This is a genomic window from Streptomyces sp. QH1-20 (assembly GCF_041283565.1).
In the GTDB taxonomy this organism is placed as follows: Bacteria; Actinomycetota; Actinomycetes; order Streptomycetales; family Streptomycetaceae; genus Streptomyces; species Streptomyces syringius.
The window spans coordinates 4,412,721-4,435,365 of sequence record NZ_CP166299.1 but is presented as its reverse complement, the minus strand read 5'-3'; the positions used below and the strand labels follow the sequence as shown (position 1 = coordinate 4,435,365).

Sequence of the window (22,645 nt, the reverse complement as noted above, 5' to 3'; positions counted from 1 at the left end):
CAATCGTTCCAATGGAGGGGGTTCGGAGCTGTACGAGCTTCGAGCATCAGTCACGCTGTGTGCGTCGATGGTGACAGAAGCGAGCCTTTACCCGAGCATCGCACGCCCACCCTTGGCTCACGGTCCCTCGGACGGGTGATTACGGGGGCGTTCATCCCACAGGGGGCGTGTTCGAATTACTTCTCGGATTTACGGTGCACTCGCGTGACCCAGTCCGCGGGTTTGGCGATCTCCGCCTTGGTCGGGAGCGTGTTGGGTGAAGTCCATACCCGGTTGAAACCGTCCATACCGACCTCGTCGACCACGGCCCGCACGAAGCGCTCACCGTCGCGGTACTGCCGGAGTTTCGCATCCAGTCCGAGCAGCTTGCGAAGCGCCGCGTCCAGCCGGCCGGCACCGCGCGCCCGCCGCTGCTGGAACTTCTCCCGGATCTCCGTCACCGACGGCACGACCTGCGGCCCCACGCCGTCCATCACGTAGTCGGCGTGCCCCTCCAGCAAGGACATCACGGCCGTCAGCCGGGCCAGGATCTCCCGCTGCGCGGGCGTCTGGACCAGATCCACGATGCTGGGCGCCCCGGTGTCCTCGCCCTCCGGCCGCCCGCCCGCCAGCGACTGGGCGGCCTCGCGCAGCCGCTCCAGCAGCGTCGCCGGGTCGACCTCGGTCTCCCCCAGGAACGACTGGATCTCGCCCTCGATATGGGCGCGCAGCCAGGGCACGGCCGTGAACTGCGTCCGGTGCGTCTCCTCGTGCAGGCACACCCACAGCCGGAAATCGTGCGGGTCCACTTCGAGCTCGCGCTCGACGTGGACGATGTTCGGCGCGACGAGCAGCAGCCTTCCGCCTCCGGCGCCGGCACCGGGGAGATCACCCGTGCCCGGGGCGAACGTCTCGTACTGGCCTAGCACCCGGGACGCCAGGAACGACAGCAGCATCCCCAGCTCGACACCGGTCACCTTGCCGCCGACGGCGCCGAGCACGGCCGTGCTCGTGCCGCTGCGGCGGTCCTGCATCTTCTCCAGCAGCGGCCCGAGGATCGCCCGGAACCCCTCGACGTTCGCCTTGATCCACCCGGCCCGGTCCACGACGAGCACGGGGGTGTCACCCGCGAAGGCGTCACCCTCCTTGACCGGTGGTGCCATTCGCGTGAACGCGCGAACGTGCCCCTCCGACGCCTTCGCGTGCCGCCGCAGCTCCGCGACGATCGCCCGCGCCTCGTCCCGGCTCACGTCCGGCCCCGGCCGCACGAGCCGGGTCGCGGTCGCCACCGCGAGCTTCCAGTCGACCATCTCCGCACCACCGAGGCTTGTCATGTCTTTCACCGTACGTGCTGCGCACGGCTGGCGGTTGGGAGATACGGGTCCCAGTCCCGGCCTGCTTTTCCGCGCAGCGGGAAACGCGGCCGCACCCGGCAACGGTCAAGCCCCCGCGCAGCGGACACGCAACGTCAACGACAACCGCACCCCGCGACGGCAGTCGCAAGGCGGTCCAGGGCCCTCTGCGCCCCGTCAGGGTCACCCGTGCCGGAGGTCAGGAACGCGAAGGCCAGCAACCGGCCATCCGCGTCCACGGCCGTTCCCGCCAGGGAGTTCACCCCCGTCAGCGTGCCTGTCTTCGCACGCACCGTGCCGCGCCCGGCCTCGTCCGCGTAACGCGAGCGCAGCGTCCCGCTGAAGCCCGCCACCGGCAAGCCCGTCAGGACCGGGCGCAGCTCGGGATGGCCGGGGTCCGCCGCGCGGGCGAGGAGCCGGGAGAGGAGGGCCGCCGAGACCTGGTCGGCGCGGTCGAGGCCGCTGCCGTCGGCGATGCGGGCGCCGGACATGGGGAGGCCCAGCTTGGTCAGGCGGTCGGTGACGGCCTTCGCGGCGCCCTCGAAACTCGCCGGTTGGCCGGAGGCGAGCGCGGTCTGGCGGGCGAGGGCCTCGGCGATGTCGTTGTCGCTGTTGGTGAGGGACCGCTCGACCAGGGCGGACAGCGGCGGTGAGGAGACCACGGCGATACGTTCCGCCTTCGCCGGTGCCGAGCCGCCGGACGGGTCGCCGTCGATCTCGACGCCTCGCTCGCGCAGCAGGGAGGCGAACTCGCCCGCCGCGTCGGCTGCCGGATCCGCGCTGCGCTCGGCGGGGCCGCGGTCGGAGTCGTCCTGGCGGCCCTCGTCGACCATGAGCGCGCTCATGGGGGCGATGTTCTCGTTCGGGCCGATGACGTGCTGCGTGGGCCCGGAGTAGCGGGAGGTGTCGTACGTGAGCTTGGTGCGGGCGGTGCCGCGTGCCTTGAGGGCGCGGGCCGTGGCGTCCGCCAGCGTCCGCAGGCTGGCGTCGGCCGTGCCCTGCCGGGCCGTGAGGGTCGGGTCGCCACCGCCGACGAGCACGATGCCGTCCTTGCCCGTCACCACGGTCGTGTCGATGCGGTGGTCGGGTCCGAGCGCGGAGAGCGCGGCGGCCGCCGTGGCCAGCTTGACCGTGGAGGCGGGGGTGTAGGCGGTGTCCTGGTCGGCACCGTAGAGCTGCTCGCCGGTGGCGACGTCGACGACGGAGGCCGAGCGGTCGGGGCCCAGCCCCTCGTCCTCCAGCAGCGGCTTCAGCGTGTCGGTCAGCCCCTCCCGGGTGGGGGCCGGGGCGGCGGCGCGGCCGGACTTTCCGCCCCTGGCGCCGGGCTGCCCGTCGAGGGGGGCGAGGACCGGGGCCGCGAGGGGATGGCGGGGCCCGGCGTGACGCTCGCCACCCGTCGTCGGTACCGCGGCGGCACGGGCCCGCTCGGCCTTACGCTGACCCGAGTCCCAAGGGCCGGCGGCCGCCACCGCGCCGGTCGCGACCACGAGGCCCGTCACGGCGGAGGCCGCGACGAACCGCACGGTCCGGCGCTGCTCCCGTGGGGCGTTCCGCCACCACCTGAACTGCCACGTTCTGGCCTCAGGCACGACGGACCAGCCCCTTTCGCCACCACACACCTGCGTGAGGGACACTTAATCACTGCGCTTCACCGAGAGCACGGCACCCGCACCCGGTAGCGCGAAGCACCCAGACGCATGTGTTGATCATGAAGGAGCCACCCGTGGAGTTCGACGTCACCATCGAGATCCCGAAGGGTTCGCGGAACAAGTACGAGGTGGACCACGAGACCGGTCGCATCCGTCTGGACCGCCGACTCTTCACCTCGACCAGCTACCCGGCCGACTACGGCTTCGTCGAGAACACCCTCGGTGAGGACGGCGACCCGCTGGACGCCCTCGTCATCCTGGACGAGCCCACCTTCCCGGGCTGCCTCATCAAGTGCCGCGCCATCGGCATGTTCCGCATGACGGACGAGGCCGGCGGCGACGACAAGCTGCTCTGCGTCCCCGCGTCGGACCCGCGCGTGGAGCACCTGCGCGACATCCACCACGTGTCGGAGTTCGACCGCCTGGAGATCCAGCACTTCTTCGAGGTCTACAAGGACCTCGAGCCCGGCAAGTCCGTCGAGGGCGCCGACTGGGTCGGCCGCGCCGAGGCCGAGGCCGAGATCGAGGCCTCGTACAAGCGCCTCGAGGCCGCGGGTGGCTCGCACCACTGAGTGTGCTGACCTGGCGCCGGACGGGCTGATCGCAGCCCGTCCGGCGTTCTGGGTTAGAACCCCCTCGTCCGCTTAGCCGCACGGCGCCCCGGCGCCGGCGGGCCCGGGACCTTGAGGAAGAGCCGGGCGATCTCGGAGCCCAGGTTCACCCCGATGGCGATGGCCAGGGCGAGCGCGGCGGCCCTCGTGAGGCTGGCGATGCCGGCGTTCAGCTCGTTCTTCGCGAAGTTCAGCAGCGCGAAGTACGTGGCACTACCGGGCAGCAGCGGGCCGATGGCCGCCGTCACGTACGGCAGCGCGGACGCGTAGCGGTAGCGGGACAGCAACTGGCCGAAGAGGCCGACGACCCCGGCGGCGATGGCCGTGGCGGGCACCGGGTCCATCCCGGCCGTGTCGGCGAGGGCCGCGTAGATGACCCAGGCGACGCCGCCGTTGACCGTGGCCCACAGCACGGTGTGACGTTCCTGCTGGAGCAGTACCGCGAAGGAGAGGGCCAGCAGCATCGCCGCGATGATCTGGATGAGGGGCCGCTCCACGTGCTCCAGCGCGGCCTCGGGGTCGAGTGTCCCCGCGCCGCCGAGGTGCACGCCTCCGTAGAGGACCATCAGCACGCCGCAGACGATGCCCGCGATGAGGTAGCCGACCTCCAGCAATCGGGCGGCGGCGGTGATGTAGTAGCCGGTCAGGCCGTCCTGGACGCCCGCGACGAGTGCCCGCCCGGGGATCAGGGCGAACAGCCCACCGGTGATCACCGCGGACGCCTGGACGTCCGGGTGGCTGGCACTGATCGCGACACCTATCGCGGCGGGCGGCATCGCCGCCGCGACGAACTGGTAGAACTCCGGCAGTCCGCGCCCCGAGGCCAGCCAGGCCAGCCGGTCGCCGAGCACCGCTCCGGCCGCCGCCGCGAGGAAGACCACGAGCCCGCCGCCGACGAGCATGGACGCGGCGCCCGCGAGCAGCCCGGAGGAGACGGTGAGCCCCCAGCCCGGGTAGGGGTGGCGGTTGCGGCGGATCTCGGCGAGACGGCCGTAGGACTCCTCCAGGGTGAGCCCCTGGGACGTGATGTCGTGGACGAGCCGGAAGACGGCGGAGAGCCGGTTGTAGTCGGTGCCGCGACGGCGGACCGTGCGGTTGGCCGTGACCGGGTCGTCGACGAGGGACGGCTGGTAGCTCACGGTCAGCAGGGTGAACGTGACGGTCGGCTCGCAGCGGTCGAGCCCGTAGGCGTGCGCGACGCCGAACATCGCGGCCTCGACGTCCTCGGCGCCCTCGCCGCCGGCGAGCAGCAGCTCGCCGATGCGCAGGGTCAGGTCGAGCACGCGCGGGACGGCGGGTCCGGCCTCGTCGGCCTTCCCGGGCCGCTCGGGGGCCGGCCGCTCCCCCACCGGCATGCGCAGCATGGTGCGCATGCGGTCCTGCCAGGGCACTTCCTTGGTGAGGTTGACCTTGGGCACGCCGTAGGGCGGTGTGAAGGCCGCGTACGGCGTCCCCTGGGTCGTGCTCGGCCCGGCGGTGCCCGGGGGCAGGGTGAAGGCCGAGCCCTCGGGCTCGCTCTCCGGCTCGGGGGCGACGCCCTCGGGCACGGCGAACTCGGAAGTGGGGTGCTCGTCCTCCGGCGGTGCCGGCAGGGGTACGCCCAGCGGCGGGGTGAAGGCGCTGTGCGCCTCGTCGGACTGCGGCTTGCGGTCCTCGCCCGCCTCCGCGTCCGAGGCGCTGCTGCTGCCCCACTGCCGATCCGCCACCACACTGCTCCTCGTACGCCCGCCCTGTTACGGCCACCATGCACGATCAGTGACGCGTGTGCCCAGTGGGGGTCCGCACATGCGAACGAAAGCGCCCCACTGCGGTCGCGACCTGGGTCGGGACCGCAGCGGGGCGGTGTCGGCGGAAGGGTGCCGGCGGGGGTCAGCGCTTGGCGTGACGGCCGCGCTGGGCCGGCGGACGGCCGTCTTCGGGGCCGCCGCCGAGGGCCGGGGCGGCCTTCTTCGCCTGGGAGCGGGCACGCAGGAACTCGATGGCGATCGGGACGACCGAGATCAGCACGATCGCGATCAGGATCGCCTCGATGTTCGTCTTCACGAACGCGACGTTGCCGAGCGCGGCGCCCAGCAGCGTGACACCGGCGCCCCACAGGCAGCCGCCGATGATGTTGAAGATCAGGAAGGAGCGGTAGTTCATCCGGACGACGCCCGCGATGATCGGCGTGAACGTCCGGATCACCGGCACGAAGCGGGCCAGCACCAGGGACTTCGGCCCGTACTTCTCGAAGAAGTCGTGGGCCTTCTCGACGTTCTCCTGTTTGAAGATCTTCGAGTCGGGGCGCTTGAAGAGCGCCGGGCCGACCTTCCGGCCGAAGAGATAGCCCGCCTGGTCACCGAGGACGGCGGCGAGCACGATGAGCAGACAGACCAGCCACAGCGGCTTGTCCAGCGTGCCCGCCGTGACCAGCAGGCCGGTCGTGAACAGGAGCGAGTCTCCCGGCAGGAAGAAGCCGATGAGCAGGCCCGACTCGGCAAAGACGATGGCCAGCACGCCGTAGAGGCCGAACTCACCGATCAGGTAGTCCGGGTCCAGCCACTGGGGGCCGAGCGCGAGGGTGGTCATGGGGGTCACGGGGACAGGCTCCTGGGTCGAGGCGCAGGCTCGTGCGAGGCCCGGGCACAGGCGGGGGGAGGCGTGTGTGCGGCCCCAAGTTATCAACGCCACCGCCCGGCTCCTGGTTCCAGAGGGTTGCCGGGGCGGTACACCCGGTCGGCGCAACGTTCCGGGCCCGGCGTGCGTCTCGGTCAACATCCGGCAAAACTGCACAACACGGAGGTGGAAGCGATGGGCATCGAGGATTTCGGTGGCGGTCAGAGCCAGTCCGATGTGCTGGTGGTCACGACGAACGACGTGCCCGGCTACCGGGTCGACAAGGTCATCGGCGAGGTCTTCGGCCTCACGGTCCGCTCCCGGCACGTCGGCAGCCAGATCGGCGCGGGCCTGAAATCCCTGATCGGCGGCGAGCTCAAGGGCCTGACCAAGACCCTGGTCGAGACCCGTAACCAGGCGATGGAGCGCCTGGTCGAGCAGGCCAGGGCCCGCGGCGCCAACGCGGTGCTGATGTTCCGCTTCGATGTGACGGAAGCGGCGGACGTCGGCACGGAGGTCTGCGCGTACGGCACGGCAGTGGTGATCTCACAAGTATGAGCCTGATCGCATAGGAGGCGACCCCGGCCCGATCAAGCCCGTCCGGCGATTGAGGACCGGGGTCCGGGGCAGAGCCCCGGTGACGAGCTCCCTGGTCCGCCCCCTTAGACCGCACAGTGAGGGGCACGCGCAGACCATGGCACTGCACAAAGGCACGGACGACCGGGCGGACGCCTCCCCGCGGGGCTTCTCCGTCAACCCCTTCTACGGCGAGGCCGACCCGCTCGGCGGCATGGCGTCGGAGCCACCGCGCGACGCCATGCCCGACGGGCCGATGCCCCCGCACTCCGCCTATCAGTTCGTCCATGACGAGCTGATGCTCGACGGCAATTCCCGGCTCAACCTGGCGACCTTCGTCACCACCTGGATGGAGCCCCAGGCCGGTGTGCTGATGGCCGAGTGCCGGGACAAGAACATGATCGACAAGGATGAGTACCCGCGCACCGCGGAGCTGGAGAAGCGCTGTGTGCGGATGCTCGCCGATCTCTGGCACGCGCCCGACCCGGCGTCGGCCGTCGGCTGCTCGACCACCGGGTCGAGCGAGGCGTGCATGCTCGCCGGGATGGCCTTCAAGCGGCGGTGGGCGCTCGCGAACGCGGACCGCTATCGGTCGGGCGGTGCCCGGCCCAATCTCGTGATGGGCGCGAACGTCCAGGTCTGCTGGGAGAAGTTCTGCAATTTCTGGGAGGTCGAGGCGCGGCTGCTGCCCATGGAGGGCGACCGCTTCCACCTCGACCCCGCCGGGGCCGCGGCGCTCTGCGACGAGAACACCATCGGGGTCGTCACCGTGCTCGGCTCGACCTTCGACGGGTCCTACGAGCCGGTGGCCGACATCTGCGCGGCGCTGGACGATCTCCAGGAGCGCACAGGCCTGGACATCCCGGTCCATGTGGACGGCGCGTCGGGCGCGATGGTCGCGCCGTTCCTCGACGAGGAGCTGGTGTGGGACTTCCGGCTGCCGCGCGTCGCGTCGATCAACACCTCCGGGCACAAGTACGGGCTGGTCTACCCGGGCGTGGGCTGGGCGCTGTGGCGGGACGCCGCCGCGCTGCCCGAGGAGCTGGTGTTCCGGGTCAATTACCTGGGCGGGGACATGCCGACCTTCGCGCTGAACTTCTCCCGGCCGGGCGCGCAGGTCGCCGCGCAGTACTACACCTTCCTGCGGCTGGGCCGGGAGGGCTACCGGGCGGTGCAGCGCAACACCCGTGAGGTGGCCCGCACACTGGCCGACGGGATCGAGGCGCTCGGTGACTTCCGGCTGCTGACGCGCGGCGACGAACTGCCCGTCTTCGCGTTCACGACGGCCGACGGCGTCACGAACTACGACGTCTTCGACGTGTCGCGGCGGCTGCGGGAGCGCGGCTGGCTGGTGCCCGCGTACACCTTCCCGGCGAACCGGGAGGACCTGTCGGTGCTGCGCGTCGTCTGCCGCAACGGCTTCTCGCTCGATCTCGCCGAGCTGTTCCTCGCCGACCTGGGCGCCCTCCTGCCGGAGCTGCGGCGACAGCCGGGACCGCTGGACCGGCCCCAGGCCGTCGCCACCGCCTTCCATCACTGAGCGGTCACCGGTCCCCTTACCGCCCCAGCCCCCGGTAGCGCCGCAGGGCGAGCGGCAGGAAGACCGCGAGCAGGAGCAGCGGCCAGGCCACCGCCATCGACAGGGCGTGCTGGGCCGCCCAGGAGCCGCCGTCCGCGCCGGGGCTGCCGAAGAGCTCCCGGACGGCGGCGGCCGTGGCCGACATCGGGTTCCACTCGGCGATGGCGCCGAGCCAGCCGGGCATGGTCTCGGCGGACGCGAAGACGTTGGAGAGGAAGCCGACGGGCCAGATGAGGATCTGTACGGCCTGGACGAGTTCGGGCTTGCCCGCCACCATCGCCAGGTGGATGCCGAGCCACAGCATCGCGAACCGCAGCAGGAGCAGCAGCCCCACCGCGTGGAGGGCGTTGCCGAGGCCGTCGTGCCAGCGCCAGCCCATCAGCAGCCCGACGCCGATCATCGCGAGCAGGCTGAGCACCGACTGGAGCATGTCCAGGACGCTGCGGCCGACGAGGACGGCGGAGGGAGCCATCGGCAGGGACCGGAAGCGGTCGATGACGCCCTTGTTGAGGTCCTGGGTGACGGCGACCATCGTGCCCTCCAGGCCGAAGGCCATGGTCAGCGCGAGCATGCCGGGGACCAGGAAATCCTTGTAGTCGCCACCGCCCGGGACGGTCATGCCGCCGCCGAGGAAGTAGGCGAACATCAGCAGCATCATGACCGGGAAGGCGAGGCCGACGAGCACCTGGACGGGCTGCCGGGCCCACTGCGCGAGGCCGCGCCGGGTCATGGTCCAGGAGTCGGCGAGGACCCAGGCCGAGGGGTGTACCGGCGCGGGGACGTGAACGGGGACGTGGGTCATGCGGCCGCTCCTTCCTTCGCTGCGGCGTCGGCCGGTGCCGCGCCGGTGACGTGCAGGAACACCTCGTCGAGCGTCGGGCGGCGCAGCGCGATGTCCGCCGCCTCGATGCCGGCCGCCGCCAGGGCCCGGACGGTCTCGGTCAGTGCGGCCATCCGGTCGGTGACCGGCGCGCTGACCATCCGGCGGTCGGGGTCGGTGGTGACCGTCGCCGCGCGGGCGGCCATGGCCACGACGGCCCCGGCGTCGGCCAGCCGGCCGGCGTCGCGCACGACGACGTCGATGCGGTCACCGCCGAGCCGGGCCTTGAGCTCGTCGGCGGTGCCCGCCGCGATGACCTTGCCGGTGTCGACGACGGAGATCCGGTCGGCGAGCTGGTCGGCCTCCTCCAGGTATTGGGTGGTCAGCAGCACGGTGGTGCCGCCGCCGACCAGGGAGCGCACCGATTCCCACACCTCGGTGCGGCCGCGCGGATCGAGGCCGGTGGTGGGCTCGTCGAGGAAGAGCACCTCGGGGGCCAGGATCAGCGCGGCGGCGAGGTCGAGGCGGCGGCGCATGCCGCCGCTGTAGCGGCCGACGGGCTTGCGCCCGGCGTCGGCCAGGTCGAACCGCTCCAGCAGTTCTTCGGCGCGGGCGGCGGCCCGGCGGGCCCCCAGGTGATAGAGCCTGCCGAACATGTCGAGGTTCTGACGGCCGCTCAACTCCTCGTCCACGGCGGCGTGCTGGCCGAGCAGGCCGATGCGCCGGCGCACCTCGTCGGGCCGGCTCTGTACGTCGCGCCCTGCCACCTCGGCCCGGCCGGCGTCGGGACGCACCAGGGTGGCGAGGATGCGGACGGCTGTGGTCTTGCCGGCCCCGTTGGGCCCGAGCAGCCCGTGGACGGTGCCGCGCGGGACGGTGAGGTCCAGGCCGTCGAGGGCGTGTTTCTTTCCGTAGGTCTTCCGCAGTCCTTCGACAACGATCGCGTGATCGGTGTCAGTCAATGCGCTCTCCTCCGTATCGGTAGTCAAACTTGACTACGCTCGGGCGAAACTACTCCCCGCGCCCGCGCTAGTCAAACTTGATCACTGAGTTTCGTCAGTGCGACCCGGTCCCGCCCGGGCGCTCAGTGCGCTTCCGGCCGCCGGGTCATTGCTCCCCGCTGGTGACGATGCCCTTCCACTGATCGCCCTCGTCCGCCATGACGTAGGCGCCGCCCTCCAGGCGCTCGATCAGTCCGCGGGTCCACTCCGCCCCGCTCTGCGCGGTGTGCACCCACATGCCCATGATCTCGCCGATGTGGCCCCAGTCCTGGCCCACGTCCGGGGTCCAGTGCCGGCCGATCTCGGACCGCCACGACTCCAGCGACTCCACCCGCTGCTTCAGCAGCGCGATGGCCTCGGCGCGCGGCAGGTCGACGATGAATCCGACGCCCGCGCTGAGGACGTCGACCTTCTGGTCGTAGGAGGAGAGGGCTTCGCGCAACAGCGTGAAGTACTCCTCCTCGCCCTTCCCTGTCAGCTCGTACTCCGTCCGCGGGGGCCCGCCGACCTCGCTCGGGGCGACGTCGTGCGCGATCAACAGCCCTTGCTTGGCCATCTGCTTGAGCGCGTGGTAGATCGATCCGGGCTTGGCGTTGGACCACTCGTGCGCGCCCCAGAACTCCAGGTCGTTGCGCACCTGATAGCCGTGGGCGCGCCCGTGCTGGCGCACCGCCCCCAGCACCAACAGCCGGATCGCCGACATCGTCTTTCCTCATTCCACCCGGTCGTGCCCGTACCGCGGCACACCTGCGCGGCACTGAAGCCAGCCTAGGCGGAACAGGTCCCCCGCCCGGCTCAGCCCTGGCCCGCCGCCCCCTGCGCCTCGGCCACCAGCTCGAAGGCGGTCTTGCCGTCGAGGGACTCGCGGATGACGTCCGCGTGGCCCGCGTGCCGGCCGATCTCCTCCACCAGGTGGAGCAGCAGCCAGCGCAGCGACACCCGCGACGACGGCGGGTACCAGGGGGCGTCCGGCAGCGGGAAGGTTTGCTCCAGGCTGTCGGCAGAACGGATGAACCGCTCGGTCTCCTCGGCCACCCTGTCCCAGTAGGCGAGCGTTCCCTCGACGCTCTCGCTCTCGGTCAGCCGGAAGCTGTCCGCCCAGGTCGACTCGTCCCGCTCGACCTCGGGCGGCAACTGCTGGGCCAGCCGCACCCAGGTGTGCTCGGTCTCGGCGACGTGCTTCAGCAGGCCGCCGAGCGACAGCTCGCTCGCGCTGGGCGTGGCCGTCGCCTGCTCCTTGCCGAGGCCGAGGAGCGCCCGGCGCAGACCGCCGCGCTGGGCCTCCACGAACGCCAGCAGGGTGCCGCGCTCGTCGGCGGGGTTCTTCTCGATCACGTGCGTAACCATGGGGTCCTGCCTTTCGGGCCGTCGTCTCGCGCCGCTCTCTCGCGATGCCTCAAAAGTAGGACCCCATGCGGTCAACTTCTGTCCTCAACCCGCACGCGTCCGCAAACGGATCCGGACGCCACGCGGATCAGAACGACCGGAACGGTCAGAAGGGGAACTGGCTGCGCCCGTGCTGGACCGAGATCCACTTGGTGGTGGTGAAGGCGTCGACCACTGCCTCGCCGTTCAGCCGCCCCACACCCGAGTGCTTCTCGCCGCCGAAGGGCACGATCGGCTCGTCGTGGACCGTGCCGTCGTTGACGTGGATCATGCCGCTGTCGATGCGCTTGGCCACCCGCACACCCCGCTCGACATCACCGGTGTGCACGGCGCCGCTCAGCCCGTACGGGGTGTCGTTGGCGATCCGCACCGCCTCCTCCTCGCCGTCGAACGGGATGATCAGCACGACCGGGCCGAAGATCTCCTGCCCCAGCACCGGCGAGTCGGCCGCGAGGCCGGTCAGCACCGACGGCGCGACGAGCGTGCCGTCGGACGTGCCGTGCAGCAGGGCGGTGGCGCCGTCGGCGATGGTCTGCTCCACGAGGGTGGTGATGCCCTCGGCCTGGCCGGCGTTGATGAGCGGGCCGATGTGGGTGGCCGGGTCGGCGGGGTCGCCGACCTTCAGGGTCTTGACCTTGGCGACGAACTTCTCGGTGAACTCGGCCTCGACCGACCGGTCCACCAGCACCCGGTTGGCGGCCATGCAGACCTGCCCCTGGTGGATGAAGCGGCTGAAGACGGCCGCGTCGACGGCGTAGTCGAGGTCGGCGTCGTCGAGGACGATCAGGGCGCTGTTGCCGCCGAGTTCGAGGATCGTGCGCTTGAAGTGCGAGGCCGCGACGGTGGCGACGTGCCGGCCGACCCGGTCGGAGCCGGTGAAGGAGATGACCTTCGGCACGGGGTGCTCGATGAGCGCGTCGCCGATCTCGGCGATGTCGGTGACGACGACATTGAGCAGCCCGGGCGGCAGCCCGGCCTCCTCGAAGACCTTGGCGACCAGTCCGCCGCCGCATATGGGGGTGTTCTGGTGCGGCTTGAGGACGACGGCGTTGCCGAGCGCGAGCGCCGGGGCGACGGACTTGATCGACAGTAAGAAGGGGAAGTTGAACGGGCTGATCACCCCGACCACGCCGACCGGCACCCGGTAGAGACGGTTCTCCTTGGTGTCGTCCGGGGAGGGCAGGACACGCCCCTCGGGCAGCAGCGCGAGGTGCAGCGACTCGCGCAGGAACTCCCGGACCAGCCGGAGCTCGAAGGCCACCTTGACGGCCGTGCCGCCGACCTCGGCTGTGATCGCCTCGGTCAGCACCTCCTCACGCTCGTCGATGATCCGCAGCGCCCGCTCGAAGACGAGCCGGCGGGTGTACGGATTGGTGGCCGCCCAGGCGGGCTGGGCGCGCTCGGCGGCACGGTACGCCTGGTCGATCTCGGTCACGCTGGCGATGGCGATGGAGGCGAGCTTCTCGCCGTCGTACGGATTGAAGTCGACGATGTCCCAGGAGCCACTGCCGGCCCGCCACTCGCCGTCGATGTACTGGAACGCCAACTCGTCGAAGTAGGACATGCGCCATCCTGTCTGCGGACCGGGGCGCCCGTGACGCCCGTTCGAGGTGCGGCCTCCTGATGGAACGTCATCGTACTGATGTGTCAGACGAGTTGTAGGAGGCGCCTCAAGAGGTCCCTGCTGTGGGAGGGGGAGAGACTGTCGTCGTGCAGCCGCTCCATCACCCGCGCGTACTGCGCCACTTCCTCGGCCTTGTCGACATAGAGCGCGCTGGTGAGCTGCTCCAGATACACCACGTCCGAGAGGTCCGACTCGGGGAAGCGCAGCATGGTGAAGGCGCCGCTCTCCCCCGCGTGCCCACCGTGCGCGAAGGGCATCACCTGGAGCGTGACGTTGGCCTGCTCCGATATGTCGATGAGGTGCTGCAGCTGCTCGCGCATGACCTCAGGGCCACCGTACGGGCGGTGCAGCGCCGCCTCGTCCAGCACGGCGTGGAAAACGGGGGCGCGCTCGGAGAAGAGGAGCTTCTGGCGCTCCATGCGCAGCGAGACGCGGCGCTCGACCTCCGCCTCGTGGGCCTCGGGCTGGCCGCGCACGACGACGGCGTGGGCGTAGCCCTCGGTCTGGAGCAGGCCGTGCACGAACTGCACCTCGTAGATCCCTATGTACGAGGCGGCGCCCTCCAGCCCGACGTACGTCTGGAACCACCCGGGGAGCACATCGCCGTAGCTGTGCCACCACCCGGCGACGTTGGCCTCGCGGGCGAGGCCCAGCAGGGCCTCGCGCTCCGCGTCGTCCGTGACCCCGTAGAGCGTGAGGAGGTCCTCCACGTCACGCGCCTTGAAGCTCACCCGGCCCAACTCCATACGGCTGATCTTCGACTCGGACGCACGGATCGAGTACCCGGCTGCCTCGCGCGTGATGCCGCGTGACTCACGCAGCCTCCTGAGCTGTGAGCCCAGGAGTATGCGGCGCACCACGGAACCGCTCGACTCGCTCGTGGCCATCTCTGCGACCCTTCCTGTCCCGGCCTGACGTTTCCGCACCCTTCTGAGGGCGACCCCCGTTCCCCCGGCGCCGAAGTCTGCCACCTTCAGGCTTCGTTGAGTGCCCATCCGGTTACCGAGACCGGACTCGTACCGGAGTCGGCCAGTACACATCGCCTGGAGGGCGCAGGAAAATTGGGCACCAAACCCCCTGTGCGCCCCCAAAACCCCCGCGTGCACGTGCATCTGCCCTTGCATCCGCCGTGCGCATTGGGAACGATGGTCCTCGCACACGTGCACGTCACGTCCACGAATGCCAGGAGTGCCTCGGATGGGTACCGAAGGATCGACTGTGCTCTCTCCGCTGTGGCGAGGGCTTCCCGCGATCGACTCATCCGCCGTCTCCAATTCGGCGTCCTGTGCGCTGCCACCACGGTTCGAAGCGGTCAGAACGGCTCGGAAGTTCACCAGGACCACGCTGCACCAGTGGGACCTGCACGGACTGTTCGACGATGTCGCGCTGGTCGTCTCGGAGTTGGTGACCAACTCCATGCGGTACGCCCTGCCGGACGACCGTGGTCACGGGGGGTACGAACCGCCGGTGCGGCTGCATCTGATGCGCTGGACGTCGCGGCTGGTGTGCGCGGTGCGCGACCCGAGCGAGGAGGGCCCGGTCGCGAGCCAGGCCGCGGCCGCCGACGAGCGCGGCCGGGGCCTGTTCCTGGTGGAGTCCTTCAGCGACGGCTGGGGCTGGCACCCATTGGCCGGCGCCCTGCACGGCAAGGTCGTGTGGGCGCTGTTCCGCCTGCCACGCGACTGACGCGTGCGACCGCGCCCGACGGGGAGTGCGGTCGCACACGAGGGGCGTCAGTCGCGTGCCAGGTGGTCGAATTCGCCGTCCTTGACCCCCAGCAGCATGGCCTCGATCTCGGCCGGCGTATAGACGAGCGCGGGGCCGTCCGGGAAGCGGGAATTCCGCATGGCGATCCCGCCCTCCGGCAGCTTCGCGAACTCCACGCATGAGCCCTGGGAGTTGGAATGCCGGCTCTTCTGCCAGACGACATCTTCGATGTCCGATGCGGCCATGCCGTTGTACGCCTGGGGCACTGGACTCTCCCGGAGAGTTGCAGGGGCATCCCCGGCCGCGGATTCGGGGATGACAACTGCTCCGGATCATAGCCGCGTTCATGTGCTTCTGCATGAGCCGATGCACGTGCACGCAGGGTGTTCCCGCCGCTACTTCGCGGCAGAGGAAGAGGAATACGGCAGCAGGGCCATCTCCCGGGCGTTTTTGATCGCCCGGGACAGTTGCCGCTGCTGCTGGGCGGTGACACGGCTCACGCGCCGGCTGCGGATCTTTCCGCGGTCCGAAATGAACTTCCGCAGCAGATCGACGTCCTTGTAGTCGATGTACGTGATCCCCGCGGCGTCCAGGGGATTGGGCCGAGGCTTGAGGTTCTTGCGGTGCTCGGGGCGGCGAGCCATGGGCGAGGTCCCTTTCTGGGGGTTCGGGAATGGGCAGGGTGGAGAAAAGGCTCGGTGGAGCGGATCAGCAGACCGGGTCGAGGAGTTCATCGAAGGCGTGCGACAGCCGTCGCCACTCCTCCGGTCCCGCCTCGTATTCCGCGTCCGTGAGCAGGCACGACTCCAGCAGGGACGTCAGCCCGTCGGCGTCGAGCCCCGGCGAGGTGAAGGTGAGGTGCTGGGTGCGGTCGCCGTGCTCGGGGTGCCAGTCCAGCGAGGCGGCCACCCGGCGGGTGGCGGGCACCATCTCCCAGGCGGCGTCCGGCAGGGCGGCGAGCCACGGCCCGACGTCCTCCACCAGCAGCGCACCGCCCGCCGCCTCCCACGACAGCAGCGTGTCGGGCCGGTCGGCGAGCCAGAACCGCCCCCGGCTGCGGGCCGCGGCACAGCTCAGGTCCTCCAGCGCCGCGTACAGCCGCCCGGGATGGAAGGGCCTGCGCCGCTGCCATACGAGCGTGGCGACGCCGTCCGTGTCGGCGGTCTGCGGCAGCAGCGCGCACGCCGGGTGCTGCCGGGCGGCGGCCGCCTCCACGTCGAAGCCGGCGACGGCGGCGGCTGCCAGCTCCACCGAGTCGATCTGTATCTGCCGTGCGGCGGGCGCGAGTTGGGTGAGCAGCGCGAAGTCGGCGGCGTCGGCGGGCCCGACATCCTCCCCTTCCGTCACCCGGTTCGCGTCGGCGGCGGGAGCCTTCGGCTCCCCCTCGCCGTCCTCCGTCAGCGCGAGCACGGAGACGTACTCCAGCTGGCGCGCGAAGGTGTCGGCCACCGTGCGCTGGTCGCTCGCCGCGGCCGCGAGCCCGAACTCCGCGAGGTCGTCACCACACCCCAGGTAGGGCAGGACGAGGGCGGGGTCGACGGCCGTGAACACTCCGGTCAGCCGGACGTCGTCGCCGCCACAGGCCACGACGACCTCCGCCATGGCCCGGGGCTCGACGGAGTCCCACAGCTCGACGACGGCGAGCCGGCAGTCCCCGGCGCGGGCGAGCCGCTCCAGCTCCGGCATCAGATCCTCGCGCAGGGCACAGCACGCGCAGTCGTTGACCAGCGGCGTCTCATCCTCGTCCCGGATTCCGGAGACGTCCCGGACCGTGCGGCGGACCGTCCCCTCCGCGGCCGTCGCCAGGTCGTGGTGGAGCGCGACACTGCCCGGCGCGGTGCGCAGGAGCCGGTCGACGGTGGCCCGCCGGGCGTCGGCGTGCAGTCCGCCGACCAGCACCACGGACAGCGGGTGCGGCGCGGTCATCGGCGGCCCTCGCGCTTGCCGTAGCGCCGCTCGAAGCGCTCCACGCGGCCGGCGGTGTCCATCACCCGGGCGGTGCCGGTGTAGAAGGGGTGGCTCGCCGAGGAGATCTCGACGTCGATGACGGGATAGGTGTTGCCGTCCTCCCACTCGACCGTCTTGTCGCTGGTGGCGGTGGAACGGGTGAGGAAGGCGTAGTTCGCGGCCCGGTCACGGAAGACGACGGGCCCGTAGGCGGGGTGGATTCCGGGCTTCATGGCGCTCAGCGCTCCTCTCGGAAGGTGACGTGCCGGCCGACGACCGGGTCGTACTTCCGCAGTTCCAGGCGGTCGGGGTCATTACGGCGGTTCTTGCGGGTGACGTAGGTGAATCCGGTGCCGGCGGTGGACCGGAGCTTGATGACGGGGCGTAGCTCGTTGCGGGCCATACGGGCTACTATACAGAAATGGTTTCCATTTTCATTAGGCCCCAGGGGGCCGCCCGAGGACCGGAGGTCTGACCCATGTCCGCCCACTGCCAACTCACCGGCCGCAAGCCCGGCTTCGGCAACTCCATCTCCCACTCGCACCGGCGCACCAGCCGCCGCTTCGACCCCAACATCCAGCGCAAGCGCTACTGGCTCGCCAGCGAGGGCCGTCATGTGCGGCTCACGCTGAGCGCGAAGGGCCTCAAGACCGTCGACGTGATCGGCATCGAGGCCGCCGTCGCCCGTATCCGTGCCCGTGGGGGTCGTGTCTGATGGCGAAGAAGAGCAAGATCGCGAAGAACGAACAGCGCCGTCTGACGGTCGCCCGCTACGCGGCCCGTCGAGCCCTGCTCAAGACGGTCATCCGCAATCCGCACACGCCGGAGGAGGAGCGACTGGCGGCCCAGGGCGAGCTGCGACGCCAGCCGCGCGACGCGAGTGCCACCCGCGTACGGAACAGGGACTCGGTTGACGGACGTCCGCGCGGATACCTGCGCACGTTCGGGCTGTCCCGGGTGAATCTGCGCGAGCAGGCACACGCGGGGTACCTGCCGGGAGTGCGCAAGTCGAGCTGGTAGCACGCCCGGTGGGGCCCGCCCCGGCGGGGGCGGGAGCCATGCGCGCATGAGGCGCGTCGGGCAGTCGGGCCCGATGACGCCTGGGCCGCAGGGGATCGGCGCCGACCCGCCACGGCGGGACGGGGCCGGGCCCTGGTCGGTCCACCCACAGATTCCCGCGGCCCTGAGGATCACGACCTGGGGATCGTGCCCTGGGGGTCACGACCTGAGGATCACGACTTGGGGGTCACGCCCTGAGGATCGCGTCCCCCGCGGATCAGGAGCCGCGGATCAGGACCTGCGGATCTCGACCATGAAGCACCCGAACTCCACCGCGCGGACGTGCACCAGCGCCACCTCGGGGTCCGCGAGGACGTCGCGGAGGATGCCGTCCACCTCCGCCGCCCGCTCCCGGGGGATCTCGACCAGGGTTCCGCCGAGGATCCGGCCGTCCCGGCCGTACGCGCGCAGCACCCGGCGCGCGCCGTGCATCCCAACCGGGTAGCCGGGGCCCGAGGTCTGGCCGGCGCACTCCTCGGCGTGGATGAAGACGGGCCCGCGCTCGTCGTACGGGCCGGGCTGGGCGCCCGTTTCGGCCGCCCAGCGGCGCAGGGGCGCGTAGGAGACCAGCAGGATCCGCTCGCCCGGCTCGCTGTGCCGCAGGCAGCAGCGCAAGGGGGCGCCGCCTTCCGGGTCGGTCAGGGGCTGCCTGGTCTCACCGGCATCGTCCCGTGCGCGGAGCTGTCGCAAGACGGCCGGGGCGATGGCCCGGGCCTCATAGGTCGTGTCCATGAGCTCAGCATCCGCAAGCCCCGCGGCCGCTCGCTGGCGGTCATCGGACGTCGAGGTCAGCGACCGCCGCCCGTCGGCAGCAGCAACAGCTGGTCGGCGTAGCACCACGCCCAGTCCTCGCCCGGTTCGAAGGAACGGGCGACATCGTGGCCGCTCTCCCCACGCGCGTGCGCGCTCGCGTGCCGGTTGGGGGAACTGTCGCAGCAGCCCACATGACCGCAGGCGAGACACTCGCGCAGGTGCAGCCAGCTCCCTCCGGTGCGCAGACAGTCCTCGCAGCCTTCCGTGCTGCTCGGCGTCACCTCGCGGACCTCGCCCAGGTGGGCGCAGTCCCGCTGGGTGGGTTTCCCCTCGACGTCCGCGGCGACCTGCCAGTCCTTCGACTCACTCGGCTCGCTCATGGTTTCGAGCGTAGGCCGGACGGCGGGTCGTCGCACGGCGGAGCACGAGGTCAAGGGCCGTTGTCAGACCCCCCTGGCAGACTCACGGACGTGAGATGGGCGGTGGCAGAGGCGGGCGACGGGGGTGTTCGTCTCTGCCCGCTCGACCCTGCGGGCACACCGGCCGGACCGGTGGAATCCGCCCCCGATCTGGCCGCCGCCGTGCGCGCCCGGCCGGATGTGCAGCGGTGGGTGTGGCGGTCCACGGCCGAGGCGTATCCGCAGCTGCTCGCCGCGGGCGTCCACGTCCCGCGGTGCTACGACGTGGAGGCCGCCGAGGCGCTGCTGACCGGCCACGCCGAAGGCCAGTCGGGCCAGCCCCGCTCACTGGCGGCGGCCTGGGCGCGGCTGCGCGGCCTGCCCGTGCCCGCCGATCCGCCCGCCCGCGCGGCCGGTGGCCAGCCGTCCCTCTTCGAGCCGGGCCCGGTCCCGCTGCCCGCGGGCATCGAGCACCTGGACGCGCTCCTGGAGGTCTACGCCGGACAGCAGGCCCGCACGGCCGCCACCGAGCACCCCGGCAGGATGCGGCTGCTGATCGCCGCCGAGTCGGCGGGGACGCTGGTCGCCGCCGAGATGAACCGCACAGGCGTGCCCTGGCGGGCCGATGTGCACCGCGCGCTGCTGACGGAGCTGCTCGGCGAGCGCCTGCCCGGCGGTCTGGAGCCCCGGCGGCTGACGGAGCTGGCGGAGGAGATCTCGCGGGCCTTCGGGGGCGGCGTGCGGGTCAGGCCCGATCTGCCGGCCGACATCGTCAAGGCCTTCGCCCGCGAGGGGATCACCCTGTCGTCCACCCGCGCCTGGGAGCTCAAGGGCATCGACCACCCGGCCGTCGAGCCGCTGCTGCGGTACAAGAAGCTCTACCGCCTGCACACCGCCCACGGCTGGACCTGGCTCCAGACGTGGGTGCGCGAGGGGCGGTTCCGCGCGGAGTACATCCCGAGCGGCGCGGTCTCCGGCCGCTGGACGACGAACGGCGGGGGCGCGCTCCAGATCCCGAAGGTCATCCGGCGCGCGGTCGTCGCCGACCCCGGCTGGCGGCTCGTCGTCGCCGACGCCGATCAGATGGAACCGCGGATCCTGGCCGCCGTCTCCCGCGACCCGGGGCTGATGGAAGTGGCGGCCGACGAGCGGGATCTGTACGCCGCCCTGTCCGACCGGGCGTTCTCCGGCGACCGCGAGCGGGCCAAGCTCGCGCTGCTCGGCGCGGTCTACGGCCAGACCTCGGGCGACGGCCTCAAGCACCTCGCCGATCTGCGCCGCCGCTTCCCCGCCGCCGTCGCGTACGTCGACGACGCGGCGAGGGCGGGCGAGGCGGGCCGACTCGTACGGACCTGGCTCGGCCGCACCTGCCCGCCGGCCTCGTCGGCCGCGCCCGAGGAGGCGGGCCTTCCCCAGGAGACCGCCGATCCGGGGGAGGGCGGCGGCTACGGCAGCACCCCGGCCGGCCGCGCCCGGGGCCGCTTCACCCGGAACTTCGTCGTCCAGGGCAGCGCCGCCGACTGGGCCCTCGTCCTGCTCGCCGCGCTCCGCCAGGAGCTCAGGAACCTCCGGGCCGAACTGGTGTTCTTCCAGCACGACGAGGTCATCGTGCACTGCCCCGAGGAGGAGGCGGAGGCCGTCACCGCGGCCATCCGCACCGCCTCGGACCGCGCCGGGGACGTCGTCTTCGACGGCACCCCGGTCCGCTTCCCCTTCACCACGGCGGTCGTGGAGTGCTACGCGGACGCGAAGGGATAGCAGCCCCGCCCCGCGAGCCCCGTCCGCCGCTCGGCTCCCTCGCCCGATCGGACCACGCCACTCCCCAGACCCTGACAGGACGTCGACCCGTGCGGCGCATCCCAACGGGCGCTTCGGCACGACGCCGCGCACGATGACGGCAGAGCCCGCCGTGCGCGGCGGCACGCAACCCGTCGGCCCCTTGGGGAGGACCTGCCATGACGCTCGGCCTTGAGCAGCTGCGCCGCTGCAATGTCGCCGTGGATCTCGGTGCGGCCAGAACGCGCGTCTACCTCAAGGACACCGGCCTGGTCGTGGACGAGCCGAGCATCGTCGCGCTCAACACCCACACGGGCTCGCTGATCGCGGTCGGCTCCCTCGCCGACGGCATGGCGGGCCGCACCCCCAAGCACATCCGCGTCGTGCGGCCCATCTCGGGCGGCACGGTCGTCGACATCGACATGGCCCAGCGGATGCTGCGCCACCTCGTGAGCCAGAAGCTGCGCAAGGCCTGGCGGCGCAGCCCCGTGCTGCGCGCCGCCGTCTGCATTCCGCACGACTCCGACCCACTCGCGCAGCGCGCGGCCGTCGAGACGCTGACGGGGCTCGGCGCGCGCCGGGTCGAGCTGGTCGACACCCTCATCGCCGCCGCCGTCGGCTGCGGGCTGCCGGTCGAGCAGCCCGAGGCGTCGATGATCGTGGTGTGCGGGGCGGCGTCGACGCAGGTGGCGGTGTTGTCGCTGGGGTCGATCGTGGCCGCCGAGAAGGTGCTCGTGGGCGGGGACGCCATCGACTACGCGGTGGTCCAGCACGTACGCAACCAGCACGAGCTGATGCTGCCGACCCAGGGCCTGCACCCGTTGCACCTGGCGCTGCGCGCGATCCCGTCGCCGGAGAGCACGGAGGTGCGCGGCCGGGACGTGGCGACGGGGCTGTCCCGGACGGTCCGGGTGAACACGGCCCATGTCCGCGAGGCGATCAACACCCCGCTCACCGCCGTGCTCGACGCCATCGGCCGGGTGCTGCGCGAGTGCCCGCCGGACCTGGTGGCGGACCTCGGGGTGCGGGGCCTGACGCTCGCGGGCGGCAGCGCGGTGCTGCCCGGCCTGGACTCCATGATCAGGACCGGTACCGGGATGCCCGTGGAGATCGCCAAGGACCCTGACGTGTGCGCGGTGGTCGGATTGGGCGCGATGCTGGAGGGCAAGGTCGAGCCGCTGCACCTGGACCCGCTGGAAGTCGACCTGTCCTGATCCCTTCTGCCTCCTCCCGCCCCCTTCCCTTCCCCGAAGGCGGGTTGGCCGTAAATCGACGGTGCCATAAATCCAAAGCGCCACATTGGGAACTTCTTTACCGCCCGGAACAGTTCTCTCCTGTGCACCCCTATTTGTTCACGAGGAGATGGCACATGGCGCTCTGGGACCGGCTCAAGGACTCGGCCACCACGATGCAGGGCCAGCTGATGGCGAAGAAGAACGACCTCAAGAGCGGGGCGTTCCGTGACGCGAGCATGGCGATGTGCGCACTGGTGGCGGCCGCTGACGGTTCGATCGACGCGTCCGAGCGGCAGCGGGTCGCAGCACTCATCGCCACCAACGATGTGCTGAAGAACTTCCCGGCCGACGATTTGCAGGCACGTTTCAACGACTACTGCCAGAAGCTGACGGTCGATTTCGACTTCGGCAAGGTCAGCGTCATGCAGACCATCGGCAAGGTGCAGAAGAAGCCGGTGGAGGCGCGTGCCGTCGTCCAGATCGGCATTGTCATCGGCGGTGCCGACGGCGACTTCGACAAGACCGAGCAGGCCGTTGTCCGCGAGGTCTGCTTCGCGCTGGGCATCAACCCGGCGGAATTCGATCTCTGAGATACGCG

General features: G+C 71.3%; 26 protein-coding genes. 9 read left to right on the top strand and 17 right to left on the bottom strand.

All coding sequences use genetic code 11. From position 1 onward, the window contains the following. Positions 1–176 precede the first annotated feature (176 nt). On the bottom strand, positions 177–1,313 hold the full coding sequence (locus AB8O64_RS20135; protein WP_370420446.1) for a zinc-dependent metalloprotease: 1,137 nt from the start codon (positions 1,311–1,313) through the stop codon (positions 177–179). A gap of 134 nt (positions 1,314–1,447) precedes the next feature. Beyond that, positions 1,448–2,920, bottom strand: a complete 1,473-nt coding sequence (gene dacB, locus AB8O64_RS20130; RefSeq protein ID WP_370420444.1) for a D-alanyl-D-alanine carboxypeptidase/D-alanyl-D-alanine-endopeptidase — start codon at positions 2,918–2,920, stop codon at positions 1,448–1,450. Between the two features lie 134 nt (positions 2,921–3,054). Here dacB and AB8O64_RS20125 point away from each other — a divergent pair, with 134 nt between their 5' ends. Beyond that, complete coding sequence (locus AB8O64_RS20125) at positions 3,055–3,552, top strand: inorganic diphosphatase (protein WP_130878794.1); 498 nt, start codon at positions 3,055–3,057, stop codon at positions 3,550–3,552. 53 nt (positions 3,553–3,605) lie between these two features. On the opposite strand, the gene AB8O64_RS20120 is transcribed toward AB8O64_RS20125, so the two are convergent. Together AB8O64_RS20120 and AB8O64_RS20115 are read right to left on the bottom strand one after the other, a co-directional pair. Beyond that, the gene (locus tag AB8O64_RS20120) at positions 3,606–5,300 is read right to left on the bottom strand and encodes a threonine/serine exporter family protein (RefSeq protein ID WP_370420442.1); all 1,695 of its coding nucleotides are present in this window, start codon (positions 5,298–5,300) and stop codon (positions 3,606–3,608) included. Between the two features lie 160 nt (positions 5,301–5,460). Beyond that, positions 5,461–6,159, bottom strand: coding sequence for a DedA family protein (locus AB8O64_RS20115; RefSeq protein ID WP_130878795.1), 699 nt, complete (start codon positions 6,157–6,159; stop codon positions 5,461–5,463). A 222-nt stretch (positions 6,160–6,381) separates the two neighbouring features. On the opposite strand from AB8O64_RS20115, the gene AB8O64_RS20110 reads away from it, so the two are divergent. Both AB8O64_RS20110 and AB8O64_RS20105 read left to right on the top strand, forming a co-directional pair. Then, positions 6,382–6,744: a YbjQ family protein gene (locus AB8O64_RS20110; protein WP_370420440.1), complete on the top strand. Its 363-nt coding sequence runs from the start codon at positions 6,382–6,384 to the stop codon at positions 6,742–6,744. Between the two features lie 136 nt (positions 6,745–6,880). Further along, on the top strand, positions 6,881–8,302 hold the full coding sequence (locus AB8O64_RS20105) for a glutamate decarboxylase (protein WP_370420438.1): 1,422 nt from the start codon (positions 6,881–6,883) through the stop codon (positions 8,300–8,302). Between the two features lie 16 nt (positions 8,303–8,318). Here AB8O64_RS20105 and AB8O64_RS20100 read toward each other — a convergent pair whose 3' ends face one another. The 6 genes from AB8O64_RS20100 to AB8O64_RS20075 form a co-directional block, all read right to left on the bottom strand. Continuing rightward, the gene (locus AB8O64_RS20100) at positions 8,319–9,143 is read right to left on the bottom strand and encodes an ABC transporter permease (protein ID WP_370420436.1); all 825 of its coding nucleotides are present in this window, start codon (positions 9,141–9,143) and stop codon (positions 8,319–8,321) included. Beyond that, positions 9,140–10,123: an ATP-binding cassette domain-containing protein gene (locus AB8O64_RS20095; protein WP_370420435.1), complete on the bottom strand. Its 984-nt coding sequence runs from the start codon at positions 10,121–10,123 to the stop codon at positions 9,140–9,142. Before AB8O64_RS20095 ends, AB8O64_RS20100 begins: the two co-directional genes overlap by 4 nt. 145 nt (positions 10,124–10,268) lie before the next feature. Next, positions 10,269–10,865, bottom strand: a complete 597-nt coding sequence (locus AB8O64_RS20090) for a PadR family transcriptional regulator (RefSeq protein WP_370420433.1) — start codon at positions 10,863–10,865, stop codon at positions 10,269–10,271. Between the two features lie 92 nt (positions 10,866–10,957). Continuing rightward, on the bottom strand, positions 10,958–11,509 hold the full coding sequence (locus AB8O64_RS20085; RefSeq protein ID WP_356451497.1) for a DinB family protein: 552 nt from the start codon (positions 11,507–11,509) through the stop codon (positions 10,958–10,960). A 145-nt stretch (positions 11,510–11,654) separates the two neighbouring features. Further along, complete coding sequence (locus tag AB8O64_RS20080) at positions 11,655–13,112, bottom strand: aldehyde dehydrogenase family protein (RefSeq protein ID WP_370420432.1); 1,458 nt, start codon at positions 13,110–13,112, stop codon at positions 11,655–11,657. Positions 13,113–13,195: 83 nt separating this feature from the next. Beyond that, positions 13,196–14,059, bottom strand: a complete 864-nt coding sequence (locus AB8O64_RS20075) for a helix-turn-helix transcriptional regulator (protein ID WP_356451493.1) — start codon at positions 14,057–14,059, stop codon at positions 13,196–13,198. 310 nt (positions 14,060–14,369) lie between these two features. Between AB8O64_RS20075 and AB8O64_RS20070 the strand changes: the two genes are divergently transcribed. Beyond that, positions 14,370–14,858, top strand: coding sequence for an ATP-binding protein (locus AB8O64_RS20070; protein ID WP_370420431.1), 489 nt, complete (start codon positions 14,370–14,372; stop codon positions 14,856–14,858). A gap of 47 nt (positions 14,859–14,905) precedes the next feature. On the opposite strand, the gene AB8O64_RS20065 is transcribed toward AB8O64_RS20070, so the two are convergent. The 5 genes from AB8O64_RS20065 to rpmG form a co-directional block, all read right to left on the bottom strand. Next, positions 14,906–15,145, bottom strand: a complete 240-nt coding sequence (locus tag AB8O64_RS20065) for a DUF397 domain-containing protein (protein ID WP_130878321.1) — start codon at positions 15,143–15,145, stop codon at positions 14,906–14,908. A 129-nt stretch (positions 15,146–15,274) separates the two neighbouring features. Further along, positions 15,275–15,523 (bottom strand): 30S ribosomal protein S18, encoded by a 249-nt coding sequence (gene rpsR, locus AB8O64_RS20060; protein WP_184739198.1) that lies wholly within the window; start codon positions 15,521–15,523, stop codon positions 15,275–15,277. 64 nt (positions 15,524–15,587) lie between these two features. After that, positions 15,588–16,805 (bottom strand): GTP-binding protein, encoded by a 1,218-nt coding sequence (locus AB8O64_RS20055; protein ID WP_370420429.1) that lies wholly within the window; start codon positions 16,803–16,805, stop codon positions 15,588–15,590. Next, positions 16,802–17,059: a type B 50S ribosomal protein L31 gene (locus tag AB8O64_RS20050; RefSeq protein ID WP_130878324.1), complete on the bottom strand. Its 258-nt coding sequence runs from the start codon at positions 17,057–17,059 to the stop codon at positions 16,802–16,804. Before AB8O64_RS20050 ends, AB8O64_RS20055 begins: the two co-directional genes overlap by 4 nt. A 5-nt stretch (positions 17,060–17,064) precedes the next feature. After that, positions 17,065–17,229, bottom strand: a complete 165-nt coding sequence (gene rpmG, locus AB8O64_RS20045; protein WP_130878325.1) for a 50S ribosomal protein L33 — start codon at positions 17,227–17,229, stop codon at positions 17,065–17,067. A 75-nt stretch (positions 17,230–17,304) separates the two neighbouring features. On the opposite strand from rpmG, the gene rpmB reads away from it, so the two are divergent. Both rpmB and rpsN read left to right on the top strand, forming a co-directional pair. Next, on the top strand, positions 17,305–17,541 hold the full coding sequence (gene rpmB / locus AB8O64_RS20040; RefSeq protein WP_130878326.1) for a 50S ribosomal protein L28: 237 nt from the start codon (positions 17,305–17,307) through the stop codon (positions 17,539–17,541). Further along, a complete protein-coding gene (gene rpsN, locus AB8O64_RS20035; RefSeq protein WP_130878327.1) occupies positions 17,541–17,846 on the top strand; it encodes a 30S ribosomal protein S14 in 306 nt (101 codons plus the stop codon). Before rpmB ends, rpsN begins: the two co-directional genes overlap by 1 nt. Before the next feature lie 270 nt (positions 17,847–18,116). On the opposite strand, the gene AB8O64_RS20030 is transcribed toward rpsN, so the two are convergent. Both AB8O64_RS20030 and AB8O64_RS20025 read right to left on the bottom strand, forming a co-directional pair. Further along, complete coding sequence (locus AB8O64_RS20030) at positions 18,117–18,617, bottom strand: DUF1203 domain-containing protein (RefSeq protein ID WP_370420427.1); 501 nt, start codon at positions 18,615–18,617, stop codon at positions 18,117–18,119. Positions 18,618–18,673: 56 nt separating this feature from the next. Continuing rightward, complete coding sequence (locus AB8O64_RS20025) at positions 18,674–19,018, bottom strand: UBP-type zinc finger domain-containing protein (RefSeq protein WP_370420426.1); 345 nt, start codon at positions 19,016–19,018, stop codon at positions 18,674–18,676. Between the two features lie 90 nt (positions 19,019–19,108). Here AB8O64_RS20025 and AB8O64_RS20020 point away from each other — a divergent pair, with 90 nt between their 5' ends. The 3 genes from AB8O64_RS20020 to AB8O64_RS20010 all read left to right on the top strand — a co-directional run bounded on the left by AB8O64_RS20020 (position 19,109) and on the right by AB8O64_RS20010 (position 22,637). Further along, positions 19,109–20,794: a bifunctional 3'-5' exonuclease/DNA polymerase gene (locus AB8O64_RS20020; protein ID WP_370420425.1), complete on the top strand. Its 1,686-nt coding sequence runs from the start codon at positions 19,109–19,111 to the stop codon at positions 20,792–20,794. Positions 20,795–20,991: 197 nt separating this feature from the next. After that, a complete protein-coding gene (locus tag AB8O64_RS20015) occupies positions 20,992–22,026 on the top strand; it encodes a rod shape-determining protein (protein ID WP_370420423.1) in 1,035 nt (344 codons plus the stop codon). 155 nt (positions 22,027–22,181) lie between these two features. After that, the gene (locus AB8O64_RS20010) at positions 22,182–22,637 is read left to right on the top strand and encodes a tellurite resistance TerB family protein (protein ID WP_130878332.1); all 456 of its coding nucleotides are present in this window, start codon (positions 22,182–22,184) and stop codon (positions 22,635–22,637) included. Positions 22,638–22,645: the final 8 nt, after the last annotated feature.